Raw genomic sequence first — 18,494 nt, forward strand, 5'->3', positions numbered from 1 at the left:
GTCGGGTCTGCCGTGGAGTGAGGTGTGTGCCTCGCGCGGCGCATTTACATTATCAATGCACAATACGGTTCGATACGGTCGGGCACGCGCGGCGGCCATGGCGGCCCCCGAGAAGCGCACCGGCTGCACCCGCTGCTGAGCCGATGCTCGGCCTGGCCGACCACCCCGCCGGCGACCTCCCGGTCATCTCAGGCACGGTCATCCGGCTGCAAGTCGGCCACCTGCCCATCCGTTCGTCGGCGACTTGGAACTCGACCAGGAAGCCATGAGTCTCCCGGACGAGACGGGCGGCCGAGTAATTGTCAAGAGTTGTGGATCGCCTGAGGGCAAGGCTGCCTGTTCGGAGCGGAACCGCTGGACTTCCAGCTGAGCGGCTGACTTCTATGAACGTTGCTCCCACTTGGTTCGGGTGAGTTCGTACTCGACTTCTCCGTGCTCGGAGCCTTCGATCGCCTCCGGCCAGTCGCCGGTGAAGTTGCGGAGAAAGGACAGGCCCGCCTTCTCCATCACACGTCGGGATCCCGCGTTGACCGTCATGGTGTTCGCGGTCACCCGACCCACCCCGAGTTCCATGAATCCCTTGCGGATCAGGGCCCGTGATCCCTCGGTGGCGTAGCCGCTGCCCCAGGCGGCCTTGTTCAGCCGGTAGCCGAGCTCCACCAAAGCGGGGCTGTGTTCGTCCAGGGGGCGGAATTCGAACCAGCCCAGGAAGGCCCCGGTGTCCTTCTCCTGCGCGGCCCAGTAGCCGCGGGTCCCGAAGCACGGGTACTCGTGGAGGAGCCTGGGCAAGGTCTGTGCCTGGATCATCTCGCGGCTCGTTGGCCGGCCGCCGTTGATGAAGCGCATGACGTCGGGATCGTTGTCCAGCGCGAACAGATGGTCGACGTCGGCCTCGGTGAACGCGCGCAGCACGAGCCGATCGGTCTCCAGAAAGATGTTCATGCCGCGATCTTCACCACCGGCAGTAGAGCCCGCCACCGGATATTCGCAGCAGGCCGGCGAAGGGATGGTTGCTCATGCCGCTAGAGCTCAGGTGACAGGCCGGTTCGATGAGCTCGAACAGCTGCTCCGCACACGCCTGCTCGACAAGCAGCACGAACATGACCTGCAGTTCGCGGCCTTCACCGAGGACGGAACCTTCACGTACACACCGACCCTGACCAGATTCACATTCCGCTGTCGCATCGAAGCCGACGCGGACACCGCTGTCGAGGCCGACGACCTCGCCGCAGTGGAGGCCGAAGTCATGGCAATCGACTATCTGACATCCGAGAAGATCCCGTTCAAGCACCTGAGAACCACCACGACCTGCTTGGACGACGTAAAGATCAAACGCCCCCATCCGCAAGGGCGCCGCGACCAACACCACGTTCACGAGGACTGACCATGCCCATCGCCGACGTCCCTTCCGGGGCTTCCATCGCCTACGACACCTTCGGCGAGGCTGCCGATCCGCCCGTCCTGCTGGTCATGGGCTTCGGAGCCCAGATGATCTCCTGGCACGAGGATTTCTGTCACATGCTCGCCGCGCGAGGGCGCTACGTGATCCGCTACGACAACCGCGACAGCGGCCTGTCCACCAAGTTCGACGCCCATCCGGTCGACATGACGCGGTTCATCGAGACAGTGAGCGCCGGCGAAATCCCCGCTGCTCAAGCGATGATCCCCTACACGCTGCAGGACATGGCCGACGACGGCCTGGGCCTGCTCACCGCCATGGGGATCACTCGCGCCCACATTTTCGGCTCGTCGATGGGCGGGATGATCGCTCAGACCATGGCGATCACCCACCCTGAGCGGTGCCTCACCCTGACCTCGATGATGTCCTCCACCGGCGAGTCCGAATACGGACAACCCAGTCCCGCAGCCCAGCAGGCGCTGTTCAGCCCCAAGCCCGCAGACCGTGCCGGATACATCAACGCATCCGAGAAAGAAGCCATCTGGGCGTCCCGGCGTTACACCGATATCGACGGCATCCGAGAACTCGCCGCCCGTAGCTACGACCGCGCGTACTACCCAGCGGGCACAGGCCGTCAGCTCGGAGCGATGATCCTCGGAGGATCGCGCGCCGAAGCACTTACCTCCCTCACCGTCCCGACCCTCGTGATCCACGGCCTCGACGACACCCTCATCGACCCGAGAGGAGGGAAGCGAACAGCCGAACTCGTGCCCGGCGCGGAACTGATCCTGCTCGCCGACATGGGCCACGACCGACCACGAGAACTCTGGCCCGCAATCATCGACGCCGTGGGTGCTCACACGACACGCACATGAGCAAGACATGCTCAGCGAAGCAGCACGCCGCGAGACCGGAGATAGTGCGCTCGGTCTGTAGTGCCCAACGACTGCCGACGTAGGGCGACGCCTTCCGCTGCTCGGTCCCTGGTCCTCACCCGGCCCGCATCCGCCTCCTCTACGGCAACGCCAGGAACCGGGTGGCGATCGGGGTGAGTACGACACGAGAAGGTTCTTCGTCTGCTGGTGGTACAGACTCGATACGTCGTTGACCAGCGGAAACGAAGGGTTCTAAGGCCTGGGAAGCGGTGTTGGCCCGCGTATGGTCAGGATCTTGTGAGAGGGCGTCGATGGGTGCAGAACACTAGCTTCGGATCATTTGCAGCTTGCCGAGCTCGGCTGAGGGCGCGTCTGGACCGTTCCAGCCAACCCAGCGAGTTCCACTGATGTCGGCGACGAGCGCGGAGTCAACGTTCCAGAAGCTGTGGCTGGGTTCTTCGAAGACGTACCAGCCGTCCAGCCAGAGCGGGATCGACTGGTCGGGGTCGCCGGCTCGCTGGTGGTGGCGAGGTTGCGGCATCCGAAGACCGTTTCTTGGAGCACGAAGCTCGTGAGGAACTGTTCGAGAGATGGTGTCAGCGGCATGTACTCGCCTTCCGAGTCGTCGTCCCACATCCAGTGGGCGTTGCTCAGCACGACGGGTGCCGCTGGACCGGCGGCTGTAACACGACATGTCCAGCTGTCCTGGTTCTCGCTGAGGAACTCGACCGTTCCGTCGTGAAGGCTCAGGGCCTCGGCGCGTACGAGCACATCTTGTTGTTGGAAGATCCCGGGCGAGTCCGGCAAGTGCTCCTCCGGATTCGGGCCGGGCCAGCGTCCGGCATGGCGATACAGGCATCGGAGCGGTACTGGGAGGAAGTCGGGTAGTTCCGTCTCGGTCAGGCCGTAGCTCGGTTGACGTGCTCCGTGCCACGCAGTGATGAAGTCCTCAAGCCACTCGACCGAACCATCCGATGCTCGCATGACACCACGATAGACAAATCCGAACGAGGGCGTGAGACGCGTGAACGGGGCGACGATGGTCACGCGAGCGCAGGCAGTCTCACAGCCAGGTGGTGATCGCTGCTGAGACCGTTTCCTGCATGGTCAGTTTGAGGAGCCGTTTGTAGCAGCAGAGGGCGGCGGCAAGTCCGAGACAGGACAGGTAGTTGCCTGGTTTGCGCTCGTAGCGGTGGTTGAGGCGGTGGTATCCGGTCAGCCAGGAGGTTGGGTCGGCCGCGCGGTGAGGTGCTCGCCGTGGGCGAGTCCTGTTCCGCGCGGCCTCCCGCCGAACCGGACATGACGGTTTCCCGGTCATCCGGCTCTCCAGTGACTACGGTGAATGTTCTGGCTGGCTGTTCCGAATGAATGCGGTTGTGGCAGACGGCGCAGGCCACGACCGGGACGAGGGCGGGCCGGCCCGAATGTCCGCGCGCCTGGAACCTGTCCTTGCGACTCGTGTCGGTGAGGCCTTGAGTGGCGCGGTCGTGGTGGGGGAGAGGACGGCAGGCGGCGAGCCGTATAAGCGGGTGGAGACGGATAAGCGGGTGGAGACGGACCTGGTCGTGGATGTGCTGGCCGGGTCCGGCCGGCACGGCACCCTCACCGTGGTCCGGATGCGGTGAAGGCGGGGGGGTGCCCCTATGTAGTTCGTCAAGGCGGCGGGTTAGCTTGCTGGTGATGCCGGCTGGAGAGGGGGATTCGGTGGGGGTGCCAGGCGGAGAGTCGAAGGCACGCGCTGCTGAAGAGTGGCGGGACGTCTATGACCTGCTGGAAGCCGTTCGGCAGCGGCCGAACGCATGGGTGCGTAACAGCTCGTTGCAGGAACTGGCGGTGATGATGTTCGGCTACCACCTCGCTCTTCAGGTCCACGATGCCGATGAGGAGTTCGCGTTTCATCGTGGAAGTGGAGGGTTTGCCTCTTGGCTCAGCAGGACCCGTGGTTGGTCGATGGCAACTGGATGGGACGCTGCGATTGTGGAGAACCTTCCTGGTGAACCTCCGCTTGACGCCTTCTTCCGGCTCGTGGACGAGTACCGAGACGTCGCAGATCAGCCCGTCTCGTGAGCTCTCGCAGCATGGTGTTCGGTCAAGCTGATCGGGTGGGTTGGGGCTCGTAGAAGGTGCTGTCGCGGAGCATCGCGAAGAGGACATCGGCTCGTCGTCTCGCGAGGCAGAGGAGGGCCTGAGTGTGGTGCTTGCCCTGGGCGATCTTCTTGTCGTAGTAGGCCCGGGAGGTCGGGTCGCCCAGGGCTGCGAACGCGGAGAGGAAGAAGGCCCGTTTGAGCTGTTTGTTCCCTCTCCGGGACGGTTGTTCGCCTCGGATCGAGGAGCCCGAGTTGCGGGTTGCCGGGGCGAGTCCTGCGTAGGCGGCGAGGTGGGCGGCGGAGGGGAAGCTGCTGCCGTCGCCGACCTCGATGAGGATCCTGGCTCCGGTCCTGATCCCGACTCCGGGCATCGAGGTCAGGACCGGGGAAAGAGACATCCGATGCAGTTGATCTGTCAAGCGGCGATGGTGAGTTGTGGGGTTGACGGTGCGGGGAACGCGGCGAGCTCGTCATAGCGGGTTCGCTTGGTAAGGCAGTGGTGGAGGCAGCCGAGCATGCGGTTGAAGAGGTTGCGCTGAGCGGCGGTGTGACGGTCTCCATCGGCTCGCCGCCGGTCGTAGTGGGCCCGGGCTCCGGGTGAAGCGGTCAGGCTGGCGAAGGCCCAGACATAGCCGACCGAGGCCAGACGCTGGTTCTTGACCCGTCGGGCCATGACCGCGAGGCTCCTGCCGGACGCCCGGGTGACCGGTGCGGCTCCGGCGAAGGCCTTGAGCCCTCTAGCGTCGGTGAAGCGGGATCGGTCGTCACCGATCTCGGCGAGCACCCGGGCGCCGGTGAGAGCCCCGAGCCCTGGAAAGCTGGTGATGACCTCGGCGTCCGGGTGCGTGTCAAAAGACTCCACCGTCGCTTCGGCGAGGTCGTCGACACTGGTGCAGGCGGCATCAAGTTGTCTGAGCAGGGCGATGGCCTGGCGGCCCATGGCCTGCTCGACCTGCGGAGGCTGGCGCATCTGCGGGATGCGCAGTGCGTCTCGGAGCCGTTCGGCTTCCGCCTCGATGCCGCGTTGGCGGCCGGCCCTTTTCAGGAGCGAGCGCAGCTGGACGCGGGTGAGCCTGGCCGCCTGTTCGGGTGTGGGGGCCGCGGCCAGGAGGACGCGGGCGACGTTGCTGCTGATTCCTTCGCGGTTGTGCTGGAAGGTCGCGAGGAAGCCGGGGAAGCATTCGCGCAGGTGGGAGCGGAGTTTGTTGCCCGCTTGGGTGCGGTCCCAGACCGCGTCCTGCTGAGCGCGGGCCAGGACGGCTATAGCGCGGGCGAGTTCGCTGTCGTCGGGCAGCGGCCGGTGGGCGGCCTTGTCCGTGCGCAAGATGTTCGCGAGCACCATGGCGTCGAGGTGGTCGGACTTCTTGCGGGTGACCGTATGCCGGTCGCGGTAGCGTGCGGCGGCCATCGGGTTGATCGCGTAGACGGGCCGGCCGGTGGCTCGCAGGCAGGCCACAAGGAGGCCGCGGGAGGTCTTGATCGCGACAGGAATCAGGGTGTTCGCGCTGTCGCCGTGAGCGGTGAGGAGACTGAGGAGCTGGTGCAGGCCCTCGAGGTCGTCGTTGATTCGGGCCCTGGATAACAAGGTGCCCTCGTGGTCGATCAGAGCGACATCGTGGTGGTCGCTGGCCCAGTCGATTCCGCAGGTGACGGTCATCGTGGCGTGTTCGTCCTCTCGGTCTGGGGTGTCCTGCTGGTCGCAGCCGTGCGGGGGCACGCGTCTCCCTAATGGAAGGGCTCGATGGCCCTGCATCCGATTAGCCGTTCGTGACCCCAGCGACTCACAGGGCCCTCGGTCTGCTCCAGAGCTCGGCGGCTCCAGGCGTGGTGAGAGGTGACCCCTGTGGGCGGCTCGGACCACAAACTTCAACGATCCGATCATCGGACTGGATGCGGTGGGGTACGGACTCGTGACGCTGGACGGCACCGGAGGCCGACTCTTGACCAAGGGATCCAAGTCCCTGGGGGTGTGCGCGGCTTCTCCGGCACCGACCACCGTCACGAGGGTGATGCGGGGCCCGCAGTCTCTTTCAAGGCGTCGACGGGCCGGGGTGGGCCTGGCGGTGCCCCGCATCACTGCCCATTAGGGTGGGCCTCCAGCAGTTCCTCGATGCGCCCGGCCAGGAGCTTGCGCTGGTCAAGGACGGCGGCGAGCGAGCCGGCCAGGCTCGGGACGATCAGCGCGGCCGCTTCGGTGCCGGGAACCACCACGGTCTGCTCGTCCAGCGCGGTGAATATGTCCTCGACCAGCCGCTCGGCCATCCGCGGCGCCTTCGGCCGCAGCAGCGTGACCAGCCGCCGACGGCCTGCCTTGCGGATCTGGGCCGGTGACCCGAACCGCTCCAGCAGGGCCAGGACAGCCGGGTGTTGCAACCGTGGGCCCAGAACCCGTTCCAGGGACGGGTGGATCTGGGTGAGCAGGCCGTGGAGCCGGTTCGCGACCCGGGTGGCCTCACCGGTCAGGTCGTCGTCGAAGCCGACGATCATCTCCAGCTCGGCGATCGTCTCGTCTTCGAGGTCGACCGAGCGCAGAGTGTGAGGCATCGCGCGGGCGGCGTCGGCGATGATGAACGCGTCCCTCGCGTCTGTCTTGGCCTCGCCGGGATAGAGGTCGGCGATCCGCCGCATCGTCAGACCGGGCAGGTAGGCGACGGGGCAGCCCATGTCCCGGGCCACCGCCAGCGGCAGGGCTCCGATCGAGGCCGGCTGCCCACGACCAGCACCGTTCCGTGCTTGGCCTGGAGTTTCGCGAACAGCTCGCGGAGCTTGGGCTCGGTGTTGGGCAGGCGCTTGTCGAACGCCTTCTTCCCTGCCGGGGTGACGGCGGTGGCGTGGTGTTCGCCTTTGCCGACGTCCAGGCCGAGATAGACGTCGATGTCGCCGGTGTCGATCACGTGCATCCTCCGGTCGTGCTTCTGCCCGGCCTCGTCCACGGCACCGATCGCCACATCCACATTACGAAGAGCCTCCCGACCTGCGAAGAGTCGGTGGTCATGCCCCTAATCAGCGGTCAGTCAGTGCCTCCGGGCTCGGTGACACCACCCCCCGGATCATGGTTAACAAGGGGGGAAGTCATGCCGAGCCCGGAGGCCGGGAGCCCCGTTGCGGAGCCACCAAAAAGGTAAATGGGGGGGAGCCGATCACGGTCCTGTCGCTGGAGCCCGAACCGTACGCGGGTACCGGCATCACTCCACTGAACCCCACCTGACCCCGTGCCGGGGCGAGGCGCCGCGGTGGGTGCCGGTTCAGTCCAGGCGGTCGTAGGTGCCTGGCTCCCAGTCGGCGAACAGCGTCAGCGCCTCCGCCGCCGCGGTACGTTCCGGCGCCGTGGAGGTGGCCGGCCCACCGTGGGCGCCGAGACGGGATGCCCCTGCCCGGCGAGCTCCTCGGCCAGGTGCCGCAGCGACTTGGTCGTCCAGCGCAGCGGCGACATGGGATCACCCCGCTCGTCCGGCTCGACCAGCGCCAGCAGAGCCGGAACGAGCCGCGGGTCCAGCTCCTCGGCACTCTTGTGCCCCGTCACCACAGCGGCGAACCCTCCACCCGGGCAGCGGATCCTCGCCGCCCTCCAGCTCGAAGACCCCCTTTCGCACCGTCGTTTCGCTCACGCCCGCAGTGCGCGCGACGGCCCGGACCCCGCCGTGGCCCAGCAGCCGGGCCTCGGTGGCCAGCGCCAGCCGCTGCTGCCGCTCATCCAGATGCGGAAACAACACCCCGAACCTCAGGGCGAGTTGATCACGAACCTCACTCGGTATGCGCATACCAGACCAACGCGCCAGAGCCCCCAAAGCAACGCGTTGATTCTTTACAATCCCCTGGGCGGGGCCCAGCGGTTCCTGTCCGCGTTCAGCGGCATCTCACCCCACTTCCGGCCACGCCGGCACCGGAGGACCGCCCCCGACCACCGCACCGAGATGACCACCCGCTTCGTGATCTGGGACCAGATCACCGGCGCCACCGCCCCGCCCACCGCAGCGTGACCCAGGCCCCCGCCCAACCCCCACACGCCCTCAACCGATCAACAACCCACCAACGTGACAACGCCCTGTGAACACCTGATGCGCGAGAACCGTCCGACTGAGCATGATCGCCACATCCGGATCATGCCACCCACCAGCAAGAACACATCACCCGCTATCACGCACCAGCTCGTTACGCTGAGGTTCCCCGCTGCGCGGGAGTGGCTGACTAGCTGGTCAGGGCGGCCGCCAGGTAGAGGCCGCCATGCAGGCACTCCGCAACGTCAACCAGCGGCTGATGGTCGAGAACAGCCAGCTGATCGCCGCAGATGCTCCGGAACCACCCGCAGGGTAGCCCGTGTACTCAGAAGCCACGGCGCCCCGGCGGGGTGAGCGGCACGGTTACCGAAGCCGGGCCGGAACAGCTGGGCTGTGCTGGTCCTGATCGCCGACGCCACGCGTGCGTTATTGCCTGCGCAGTTCGATGACTGTGATGTCGGGTGGTGCTCCGACTCTGATGGGTGGCAGGGATGCTCCGACTCCGCGGGAGACGTAGAGCTGTGTGTGGTCGATGGTAGCCAGTCCCGCTGTGAGGGGTTGGGTCAGTGGCACGAGCAGGTTGCCGGGGAAGAAGGCTCCGCCGTGTGTGTGCCCGGACAGTTGGAGATCGACTTTGTGTCGGGCGGCTTCGTGCACCTGCACAGGTTGGTGGGCGAGCAGGACGACGGGGTGGGAGGCGTCGCGGTCGCCGAGGGCCCTGTCGTAGTCGGGTGTGTCGCGGTTCTGCTCGCCTGTGATGTCGGTGACGCCTGCGAGGTCGATGGCTCCGCCCCGATGTTTGATGAGTGTTCGGGTGTTGCGCAGGGTGGTAACGCGGAAGTCGGCGAGTGTGGCGATCCAGGCGTCGACATCGTGGCGGTAGTCGTGGTTGCCCGTGACGAAGAAGGTGCCGTGGGTCGAGGACAGCCGGGTGAGCGGCGCGGCGTGAGCGGCCAGGTCGCCGGCGGTGCCGTCGGAGAGATCGCCCACGATGGCGACGATGTCGGGCGACGTGTTGTTGATCATCCGGACCATGCGTGCGGTGTGGGCGCGGCCGAAGAATGGCCCTAGGTGGAGGTCGCTGGCCATGGTGATGCGCATGCCGTCGAGGGAGGGGTGCAGTCGGCGCAGGGCCACGGGCACGACTTTCACATCGGGTGCTCCCAGGCCGCGGTGAAAGCCGTAGCCGGTGGTGGCCATGGCGGTACTGGTGGCGAGCAGCGCGACCGAGCGGGCCAGCACGAGACGGCGGTCCACCATCCGCGGTGGGTCCTGGGCCGGTCGGGGATTCGGGGCGCCCATGATCGGAGCCGCGACGGACTGGCTCTGCTGCACGACCGGCGCCCGAGGGGCCTGCGCGGGAATCGCGGGGCCGGTTCCGGTTCGACGCCGCAGTGCACGCGCCGTGAGGCGTGCAGGGATCTCCAGGGCGACGAGCGTCATCAGCAGGTAGGCGGCCAGGGCGACCCACACGAAGGCCGGCCAGGCCAGCCATGCGATGCGTGTGGGGTTCGCGTACTGAGCGGCGAGGACACCGGTGGGGACCAGGACCGTGAGGGCGACCGCCGTGGCCCCGCCCGCGCTGCGCAGCCGGGCGGACGATGTGACGTCCTTGACGAGCCTCAGGTAGAGGTAGCGGTGTGCGGCGGCCGAGGCGACGATGCTCACGGCGGCGACGGTGGCTTCCTGCGCGAGGGTGCTCACGCCGCTGCCTCAGCCGGTGGGAACGGACTGGAGACGGATCGCCCGTCGTGGGTGCTGGGGCCGAGGTGTCGGTGCATGGCGGCGGGGTGCTCCGGGAGAGTTGTCGAACGGTCAGGGTCGGCTGGTCCGGGGGGCGGGGCGCCCGGCCGGAGGGACGGCCGCGTCGGACGGCGGCATCTGGGGTCCATCTGTCTGCTCGCGCGGATTCACTGCGGGCGGGCCAGGCCCACGTCGTAGGCGAAGATGACGGCCTGTACGCGGTCGCGGACGTCGATCTTTGCCAGGATGCGGCTGACGTGGGATTTGACCGTCGACTCGGCCAGGTGGAGGTGGGCGGCTATCTCGGTGTTGGACCATCCCGTGGCAACGGCGGCGAGAACTTCGCGTTCGCGTTCGGTCAGGGCGGCCAGTTGTCGTCGCTGTCCGGGGCTGAGCACAAGAGCGCCGGACGTCCGTTGTGGGTGAGAGGTAGTGAAGGCGTCGATGAGTCTGCGTGTCAGGCTCGGGGAGATGACGCTGTCGCCGGCCGCCACGGCCCGGATGCCGACGACGAGTTCCTCGGGGCGTGCGTCCTTGAGGAAGAAGCCGGCCGCGCCGGCCCGCAGGGCCTCGTAGGCGTACTCGTCGAGGTCGAAGGTGGTCAGGACCAAAACCCGCGAACGGCCGCCGGACTCGACGATGCGGCGGGTGGCCTCGATGCCGTTGACGCCGGGCATCCGGACGTCCATCAGGACGACGTCGGGACGCAGTTCCGCGGTCAGGCGGACGGCCTCCTGGCCCTGGGAGGCTTCGCCGACGACCGAGATGTCCGGCTGTGCTTCGAGGAGCATGCGAAAGCCCAGTCGTTGCAGGGTCTGGTCGTCGACGATGAGGACGGTGGTCATATGCGGTGCTTCTCCTGGGCGGCGCTGGGCAGGGTGCGGGATGTGCTCAGGACGGTGTGGACGCGCCAGCCGCCAGCGAGGGTCGGGCCTGCGCTGATGCGCCCCTGGTAGAGGGCGGCGCGGTGGCGCATGCCGACCAGTCCTTGCCCGCTGTGCCTGGCGTGCCGTTCGCTGTCCGCCGCACGGGTCGGGCCCGTGTCCTCCACCGTGACGTGCACCGATTCCTCATCTCTGTACAGGTCGACGGACACGGTGGTGTCGGCCGCGGCATGTTTGAGGGTGTTGGTGAGGGCTTCCTGCACGATGCGGTAGACGGTGAGCTGAAGGCCGGGACTGAGCGGTGTCAGGTCCCCGTTGGTGTGCAGGTCGGCGGTGGGGCCGGCGGCGCGGACGCGGTGGAGCAGCGTGGGCAGGTCCTGAAGGGTCGGCTGCGGGGCGAGCGGGGTGGTGTCCCGTGGTGTCGCGGGGTTGTCGACCACGATGAGCAGGCGGCGTAGTTCCGCGAGGGCCTCGCGGCCGCTGTCACCGATGAGGTCGAGGGTGTCGGCGGATTTCTCCGAGCGGGACCTGGCCAGAGCGGCAGCTCCGTCGGCCAGCCCGATGATCACGGCGAGGGTGTGGCCGAGGATGTCGTGCATCTCGTGGGAGACGCGGGTGCGCTCCGCGGCTGCGGCCAGGCGGGTCTGTTGGTCCCGCTCGGTCTCCAGGGCCACAATGTAGGCTTTCGCCAGGCGTCCGGTGAGGGCCAGTGCGGCGCAGGCGGTCACGGCGAGCATGGCCAGCAGTGTGACGATTTCTGGGCGCTTGGCGTGTTGCAGATGGCCGCTTCCCCAGAATGCCGCGATCCAGAGAACGAGCTGGGCGGCGGTGACCGTGCAGGCGAGGACCAGCTGGCGGTGGCTACCGTAGCGGCCGACGTTGTAGAGCGCGACGATCCGGGCCGCGTCGGCGCCGTTGAGGACGTTCAGCGGCAGCGCGAGGACGGAGGCGGCTGTGGTGATCGCGAACACCAGGCCGGGCCGTCGTTCCCGCCACAGCAGCGGAACCGTGTAGGCGAGGGTGAGGACGATCTCGCTTGGCAGGTGGGCGCGGTTGGCCGGGTTGAGCAGAGCGGGCAGTGCGAGGACGGCGCAGAAGACGGGCACGGCCCACAGCCGCAGACGGGGGTGGTCGCGGTCGAGTATCCGCCAGGCGGCCAGCCCGCTGATGATCGACACCGTGACGCGGTGGTCGGGGTCGCTGGTCAGTGACCGCGGAAGCCGGGAAGCATGGGGCGAGGTGCCGTGTACAGGTTCTCGGGTGGTCGGCTCGCTCATGGCAGGTGGGGGCCTTTTCGCTGTCCGGGAGGGCCGCCCGCCGCTCCATGGGGAGCGTGAACCGGCGGGCGGGGGCAAAAGGGGCCCGGACAGCCGATGTGCGGTGCACGGTGTGCTGTCCGGGCCCCGGGGGCCGTCTGCCGCCCCTCGGGGGGGTGGGGGCCGGCAGGCGGGGTCGGGGTGTGCCGGGGCTGTGCCTATCCGATGGGCGCGGGCGCCGTCGGCTCCTGGTCGTTCTGCGCGGGGAAGCGGGTCTGGCGGTCGCGTTCGGCCAGTACCCGGCGGAGCTTCTCGCCCTCCACGTCGACGTTGGGCAGGAGGCGGTCGAGCCAGCGGGGAAGTGCCCAGGCCCGTGCGCCGAGCAGGGTCATCACCGCGGGGACGAGGGTCATGCGGATGACGAAGGCGTCGAAGAGGACCGCGGTGGCAAGGCCCATGCCGATGGATTTCACCAGGGCGATGTCGTCGAGGAGGAACCCGGCGAACACCGAGATCATGATGATGGCGGCGGCGGTGACCACGCGGGCGCCGTGGCGGAACCCGGTGACGATCGCTTCGGTGGGGCCGGCGCCGTGGACATAGGCCTCGCGCATCCCGGAGACGAGGAACACCTCGTAGTCCATGGCCAGGCCGAAGACCACGCCGATCAGCAGGATAGGCAGCAGGCTGACGATGGGTGCGGTCTCGTCGACGCCGAAGACGTCCTTGAGCCAGCCCCACTGGAACACGGCGACCAGCACGCCGAGGGTGGCGACGACGCTGAGCAGGAAGCCGGCCGCGGCCTTGATCGGGATCAGGACCGAGCGGAACACGAGGAGCAGCAGGACCAGCGCGAGGCCGACGACGATGGCCAGGTAGGGCACCATCGCCTCGCCGAGCTTGGCGGAGACATCGATGTTGAGCGCGGTCGTGCCTGTCACCATCACCTGCGTGCCGCTGTCCTTCTCCACCGCGTCGCTGCCCTCGCGGATGTCGCCGACCAGGTCGACGGTCTCCTGGCTGGTGGGCGGACTGCTCGGCACCGCAGTGATCAGGGCGACGTCACCGGCCTCGTTGAAGACCGGGGGCCGTACGGTGGCGACGTCGTCGAGACCCTCCAGCATGGCGGAGGTGTCCATGGCCGCGGTCTTGGCGTCGTCGCTGTCGCGAGCGTCGACGACGATGGTCAGCGGGCCGCTGAAGCCCGGCCCGAAACCCTTGCTGAGCGTGTCGTAGGCCACGCGCTGGGTGCTGCCGGGAGCGGCCATGCTGTCGTCGGGCAGGGTCAGCCGCAGCGACAGTGCCGGAATGGCCAGCACACCCAGGCCGATAACCGACGCCAGCAGCATCTTCCAGGGGTGGCGGGTGACGAAGCGACCCCAGCGAACGCCCATCGTGACGCGTCGGCCGTGCTGCTCGGCACGCACGCGGCGTGTGGTGAGGCGGCCGTGGGCCACGCGGGTACCGGTGAAGCCCAGCGTGGCCGGCAGGAGGGTGAGCGCGACCAGCACGGCGACGGTGATGGCGAAGGCCGCGGCCAGGCCCATGGTGGTGAGCATCGCGATGCCGATGACACTCAGACCGGCGAGCGCGATGACGACGGTCAGACCGGCGAAGACCACCGCCGAGCCCGCGGTGCCCAGGGCACGCCCGGCGGCTTCCTCGGGCGTGTGCCCCTCACGCAGCTCTGTGCGGTAGCGGGAGACGATGAACAGGGCGTAGTCGATGGCCACCGCCAGACCCAGCATGAGCGCCAGGGTCTGCGCGTTGGAGGCCATGTCGACGAACGACGAGGCGACGGTGATGGCACACAGGGCGATGCCGACGCCGACGATCGCAGACACCAGGGGCAGTCCGGCCGCGACCAGTGAACCGAAGGTGATGACCAGGACGAATGCGGCGACCAGCAGGCCGATCAGTTCGGCCGCGTTGCTCTGCTCCTCCTCCAGCACCGCGTTGCCGCCGAGGCTGATCTTCAGGCTTGCCTTCTCGCCCTTGTCCGCCACCTCGTGCAGGGCGTCCGACGCGGCGGGAGTGATGTCGGCCTGCGGGACGGCGTAGGTCACCTGGGCGTAGGCGATGCTGCCCGAGGAGCTGACCAGGCCGGCGGTGAAGGGGTCGGCGACGTTCGCCACCTGCGGTGCCTTGCGCAGGTCGGCGACCAGGGACTCCACCTCCTGCTTGTGCGCGGCGGACGTCAGCTTCTGCCCGTCCGGAGCCTCGATGACCACACGGGCCGTGGCGCCGCCGGCCGAAGCCTGCGGGAACTCCTTCTCCAGCAGGTCGATGGCCTGCTGCGACTGGGTTCCGGGAAGCGTGAAGTCGTCCGTCGTACTGCCCGACACGCTGCTGACGCCGATGACCGCGGCGACGAGCACCGCGATCCACGCCAGCAGCACCAGCCTGCGCCGCCGGAAGGCGAGCCGGCCGAGCCGGTAGAGAAAGGTGGCCACGAAAGTTACTCCCACCAAGAGGGAAAACGGATGTGTGAGGGCGAGCCCGACAGGCTCCGCCCATGAACGTAGAAGTCGCGTGCGGCTGAAATGAGCTACGCGAGGACGAATCTGCGGCCGGGACGGTACCCCCGTACCGGGCGGTGTCCTCCTCGAGGCGGACGTCCCGGGTCTCAGCCAGCCGGGCGGGCGGCAAGAAGCGCCACCGTCGCGTCCCACAGCTCCCGCTGCACGCGCGGCTCCCGGCCGGGCTCGGGGCACTGCAAGGGACGGGCGTCACGGACGGAGAAGTAGCCCCCGGTGGTGCCCGCGAGCGCCGGGTCGGTGGCGAGTCGCACGATGATGCCAGCGCCCTTGCGGGGATCGCCGATCCTCAGGGTGTTCAGCACCCGCTGCAGGACGGCGGAGCCGGGCAGGTCCCGGCCCAGGCCGGTGGCGTTGAAGCCGGGGTCGCAGCAGTTCACGGTCACCTTGTCCGCATCCAGGCGGCGGGCGAGTTCCTGCGTCCACATGATGGTCATCAACTTGGTGCGCCCGTACAGGGACATCGACTCCCGCCGGGTGTAGGGCTCGGTGCGCCGCAGATCCTCGGCCGGGGCGATCGTTTTCGCCTGCTGGGCTGCTTCGGAGGCGACGTTGACGATCCGGACCGGCGCCGAGGCGCCGAGCTTCGCCGTCAGCGCCTCGGTCAGGACGAACGGGCCGAGGTAGTTCACCGCCGTCATCTCCGCGAGGCCCTCGGTGGTGATGCGCTGCGCGAAGGCGTGCAGGCCGGCGTTGTTCACCAGGACGTCCAGGCGCGGATAGCGCGCGGCGATCTCCTCGCCCGCGCGGCGGGCGTCGGAGAGCACGCCGAGGTCGGCATGGAAGACATCGACGGGCTCGGCGGTCACCGCCCTCAGGTCGGCGACGAGGGCTTGTGCCTTGCTGCGGGAGCGGGCCACGGTGCCGATGTGGTAGCCCCGGCGGGCCAGCTCGAAGGCAGCGATGCGGCCCAGCCCGGAGGTGGCTCCCGTGATCACAGCGACGGGACGATCCATCCCACAACCCCTTTCGTGAGGTACCTCATGATTATGTTGTGCGAGGATACCCGAACCATGGAGCAGCACGAATCAACAACGGCAGGCAGCGCCCCGGAGCAGGTGGGACTGTCCTTCCTCACCCTCGCGTACAGCCTGCGCGAACAGGTCGACCAGCACATGCTGGCGACCGCAGGCCTGTCCCTGTCCCGCACCAAGGTCCTTCAGGCACTGGTCAGCAGCGGCGCGCTCCACCAAGCACAGCTGGCCGCCTCCCTCGGCCAAGCACCGCGCTCCGTCACCCAGATCGTGGAGGGCCTGGAGCGCCTCGGCATGGTCGCCCGAACCGGCGACCCCGAGGACCGCCGCCGCAAGACCGTCTCCATCACCGACATCGGCCGCACGGCACTAAGGGCCGCGGAAGAAGCAGGCACGCACGTGCTTCGCCAGCGCTTCGGCCGCCTCGAACCACAACAGCTGGCCACACTCGACACACTGCTCGCGCACCTGGACATCGCCCTCACTGGCGGCAAGACCGGCTGACAGGCACGAAAGAGCCCCCGCCCCAGTGGCCTCCGTTCTAGCCGTCGTCGCAACACCCCAGCTCAGGGGATGCGATGGGGTTCGAAGCTCGGAAGGACCGCAGGCCGCAGGGGCGCAAGAGGCTCCATGCTGAGCGGGAGGAATACTTCCGGCTCGTGCAACAGGGCTACAGCAGTGCAGATGCGGCCAAGCGTGTAGGTGTCCATGTGCGGACCGCTCGTGGGTGGCGTAACGGCCGCCTGCTCAATAGCGGCAGGGTCGAGCCGCCCGTTCGTTCACAGCGGGCGGCCGTCCCCGTTTCGTCCGGCCGCTACCTCGGTGCAGATGAGCGCATCCACATCGCTGACCGGCTGCGGGAGAAGGTGTCCATCCGCACGATTGCCGCCGAGCTGGGCCGCAGCCCGTCGATCATCGCCGAGAAATACGCCGCAACGGCGCGCTCGGCGCGGCACCGAGTGGACCTACCGGCCTGACGTCGCCCAGGCCCGTGCCGATGCCCGCCGACCTCGCCCCAAGGCCGGGAAGATCGGCCGGTGTCCGCGGCTGCGTGACTACATTCAAGAGCGTCTGGAACGGCGCTGGAGCCCGGAGCAGATAGCCCACCAGCTCCGCCGGGACTTGCCCGTCCACCCGGAGATGCGCGTGACGCACGAGACGATCTACCAGGCCCTCTACATCCAAGGCCGTGGAGAACTCCACCGCGAACTCACCAAGGCCCTGCGGAGCGGGCGGGCCCGCCGGCGCCCCCACCGCCAGGCAAACAAGCGGCAGCCCCGGTTCACCGCCCCCATGGTGATGATTAGCGACCGGCCCGCTGAAGCGGCTGATCGCGCCATACCCGGCCACTGGGAAGGCGACTGCATCGTCGGCGCCGACCACCGCTCCGCCATCGGCACACTCGTCGAGCGCACGACCCGCTTCACCATGCTGGTGCACCTGCCCAACGGGCATCGGGCAGAGCACTTCCACCAGGCGCTCACCGCCACCATCAGCCAGCTTCCGCCCCATCTGCGACGGTCACTGACCTGGGACCAGGGCAACGAGATGGCAGGTCATGAGCTCTTCTCCGCCGCCGCGAACATGCCGGTCTACTTCTGCAACCCGGGCAGTCCCTGGCAGCGCGGCTCGAACGAGAATACGAACGGCCTTCTCCGGCAGTACTTTGCCAAGGGAACCGACCTGTCCCGGCACACCCGCGAGCACCTGGACGCGGTGGCTGCCGAACTCAACAGCCGCCCACGCAAAACGCTCGGCTGGGAAACTCCAGCCGAGCGCCTGCAAAGTCTGCTGAGTACGGGACTCCTGACGGCACAGGGGGCCCTCCGCGCGGCGCCTTTGGCCCCAGGCCAAGCCGAGGCCGACCTCCTAGTGGCGGTGCCAGACCAGCGTGTAGCGCCAAAACAGTCGTCGGTGCAGCCGTGCACCGGGTAGCGCCTGGTGGGCGTCGCGAACGATGTCTGCAAAGGTCGTAGTTGCCGGTCGGGTCGGGGCGGTCATTGAGGCTGGTCGCGGCGCCTTGCGGCCCTTGTTCTTGATCCAGGCCATGGCCACGTTCGCCGGAATGGCCACGGCGTCGATCAGGTAATCGCTCCGAGACTGCGGGCGATACACGCCGACGACGACCAGCGTTCCGCCAGGCGCCAGCTCCTGACGGAAGCAGGTGAGGGCGTCGCTGAACGGCATGTGGTGGATGGTGGCGACACATGTGATGACGTTGTAGGGACCAGGCGGCACATCCTTCAAGGCGTCTCCGACAGTGAAGGTCACCGGGGCGGCGGGTTTTGTGAGTTCCCGCGCGCGATCGACGATCGTGGGATCGACGTCGATACCGTGCACCGCTCCGGCCCGTGAGGCCAGGAGTCTGGCGAGGTCACCGCTCCCTGATCCGACGTCCAAAGCCCTGTTGAAACGGCTGGCCAGCTGGCGCAGGATCCACCGGTGGTAATGGGCGTTGTGGTCCCAGGGATGGGCGGCATGGAACTGCTCAAGTGCTCGAAGGACGCGGGGCAGCAAAGTCGTCATGGCGTGAGTCCATCAGCCCCTCGGCCGCCTGCGAAACCACAACCGAGATAAATGTGAGCTGGCCGGGGCGCCCGGCCTGGAACGACCGACAGCCGCTCGGCCGGGTAGCCCGGCGGAGCGGCTGTCTAGACTGCTCGCCATCACACAACGGCGATCACGTGTTGCGACGATCCTTGGAATCCGACGCCATCGCCCTGCCGGAGTCAGGGCCGCCG

The 18,494-nt window shown here is 68.0% G+C and carries 14 protein-coding genes and 4 pseudogenes; 6 read left to right on the plus strand and 12 right to left on the minus strand.

The window, feature by feature from the left end:
* Positions 1–381: 381 nt before the first annotated feature.
* Complete coding sequence (locus OG978_RS40305; RefSeq protein ID WP_266816616.1) at positions 382–942, minus strand: GNAT family N-acetyltransferase; 561 nt, start codon at positions 940–942, stop codon at positions 382–384.
* Between OG978_RS40305 and OG978_RS40310 the strand changes: the two genes are divergently transcribed.
* Positions 935–1,384: a DUF6204 family protein gene (locus OG978_RS40310; RefSeq protein ID WP_326763302.1), complete on the plus strand. Its 450-nt coding sequence runs from the start codon at positions 935–937 to the stop codon at positions 1,382–1,384. The genes OG978_RS40305 and OG978_RS40310 overlap by 8 nt on opposite strands.
* A 2-nt stretch (positions 1,385–1,386) precedes the next feature.
* Positions 1,387–2,274 carry an alpha/beta fold hydrolase gene (locus tag OG978_RS40315; RefSeq protein WP_326763301.1) on the plus strand — a complete coding sequence of 296 codons (888 nt, stop codon included), beginning with the start codon at positions 1,387–1,389 and terminating at the stop codon, positions 2,272–2,274.
* A gap of 336 nt (positions 2,275–2,610) precedes the next feature.
* Here OG978_RS40315 and OG978_RS40320 read toward each other — a convergent pair whose 3' ends face one another.
* Complete coding sequence (locus tag OG978_RS40320; RefSeq protein ID WP_326763300.1) at positions 2,611–3,321, minus strand: hypothetical protein; 711 nt, start codon at positions 3,319–3,321, stop codon at positions 2,611–2,613.
* A gap of 624 nt (positions 3,322–3,945) precedes the next feature.
* Between OG978_RS40320 and OG978_RS40325 the strand changes: the two genes are divergently transcribed.
* A complete protein-coding gene (locus OG978_RS40325) occupies positions 3,946–4,341 on the plus strand; it encodes a hypothetical protein (protein WP_326763299.1) in 396 nt (131 codons plus the stop codon).
* Positions 4,342–4,363: 22 nt separating this feature from the next.
* On the opposite strand, the pseudogene OG978_RS40330 reads toward OG978_RS40325, so the two are convergent.
* The 4 genes and pseudogenes from OG978_RS40330 to OG978_RS40345 all read right to left on the minus strand — a co-directional run.
* Positions 4,364–4,753, minus strand: a pseudogene (locus OG978_RS40330) (transposase); the annotation flags it as partial.
* Between the two features lie 23 nt (positions 4,754–4,776).
* The gene (locus OG978_RS40335; protein ID WP_326769881.1) at positions 4,777–6,018 is read right to left on the minus strand and encodes an IS110 family transposase; all 1,242 of its coding nucleotides are present in this window, start codon (positions 6,016–6,018) and stop codon (positions 4,777–4,779) included.
* 428 nt (positions 6,019–6,446) lie between these two features.
* A pseudogene (locus tag OG978_RS40340) lies at positions 6,447–7,261 on the minus strand (IS110 family transposase); the annotation flags it as partial.
* A 440-nt stretch (positions 7,262–7,701) separates the two neighbouring features.
* Positions 7,702–8,122: pseudogene (locus OG978_RS40345) on the minus strand (ISAzo13-like element transposase-related protein); the annotation flags it as partial.
* A 36-nt stretch (positions 8,123–8,158) separates the two neighbouring features.
* On the opposite strand from OG978_RS40345, the gene OG978_RS40350 reads away from it, so the two are divergent.
* A complete protein-coding gene (locus OG978_RS40350; protein WP_442817631.1) occupies positions 8,159–8,341 on the plus strand; it encodes a hypothetical protein in 183 nt (60 codons plus the stop codon).
* A 444-nt stretch (positions 8,342–8,785) separates the two neighbouring features.
* Here OG978_RS40350 and OG978_RS40355 read toward each other — a convergent pair whose 3' ends face one another.
* The 5 genes from OG978_RS40355 to OG978_RS40375 form a co-directional block, all read right to left on the minus strand.
* Positions 8,786–10,063, minus strand: a complete 1,278-nt coding sequence (locus tag OG978_RS40355; protein ID WP_326763298.1) for a metallophosphoesterase — start codon at positions 10,061–10,063, stop codon at positions 8,786–8,788.
* A gap of 206 nt (positions 10,064–10,269) precedes the next feature.
* Positions 10,270–10,947 (minus strand): response regulator transcription factor, encoded by a 678-nt coding sequence (locus OG978_RS40360; RefSeq protein WP_326763297.1) that lies wholly within the window; start codon positions 10,945–10,947, stop codon positions 10,270–10,272.
* Complete coding sequence (locus OG978_RS40365; protein WP_326763296.1) at positions 10,944–12,263, minus strand: sensor histidine kinase; 1,320 nt, start codon at positions 12,261–12,263, stop codon at positions 10,944–10,946. The genes OG978_RS40360 and OG978_RS40365 overlap by 4 nt, the downstream gene beginning before the upstream one ends.
* Positions 12,264–12,460: 197 nt before the next feature.
* Entirely contained in the window at positions 12,461–14,695 is a 2,235-nt protein-coding gene (locus tag OG978_RS40370) for an MMPL family transporter (protein WP_326763295.1), read from the minus strand.
* 173 nt (positions 14,696–14,868) lie between these two features.
* Positions 14,869–15,735 carry an SDR family NAD(P)-dependent oxidoreductase gene (locus tag OG978_RS40375; RefSeq protein ID WP_326763294.1) on the minus strand — a complete coding sequence of 289 codons (867 nt, stop codon included), beginning with the start codon at positions 15,733–15,735 and terminating at the stop codon, positions 14,869–14,871.
* 57 nt (positions 15,736–15,792) lie between these two features.
* Between OG978_RS40375 and OG978_RS40380 the strand changes: the two genes are divergently transcribed.
* On the plus strand, positions 15,793–16,257 hold the full coding sequence (locus tag OG978_RS40380) for a MarR family winged helix-turn-helix transcriptional regulator (protein WP_326763293.1): 465 nt from the start codon (positions 15,793–15,795) through the stop codon (positions 16,255–16,257).
* 74 nt (positions 16,258–16,331) lie between these two features.
* A pseudogene (locus OG978_RS40385) lies at positions 16,332–17,556 on the plus strand (IS30 family transposase); the annotation flags it as partial.
* A gap of 66 nt (positions 17,557–17,622) precedes the next feature.
* Here OG978_RS40385 and OG978_RS40390 read toward each other — a convergent pair.
* The gene (locus OG978_RS40390) at positions 17,623–18,279 is read right to left on the minus strand and encodes a class I SAM-dependent methyltransferase (RefSeq protein ID WP_326763292.1); all 657 of its coding nucleotides are present in this window, start codon (positions 18,277–18,279) and stop codon (positions 17,623–17,625) included.
* Positions 18,280–18,494: the final 215 nt, after the last annotated feature.

The organism is Streptomyces sp. NBC_01591 (assembly GCF_035918155.1).
Classification (GTDB): Bacteria; Actinomycetota; Actinomycetes; order Streptomycetales; family Streptomycetaceae; genus Streptomyces.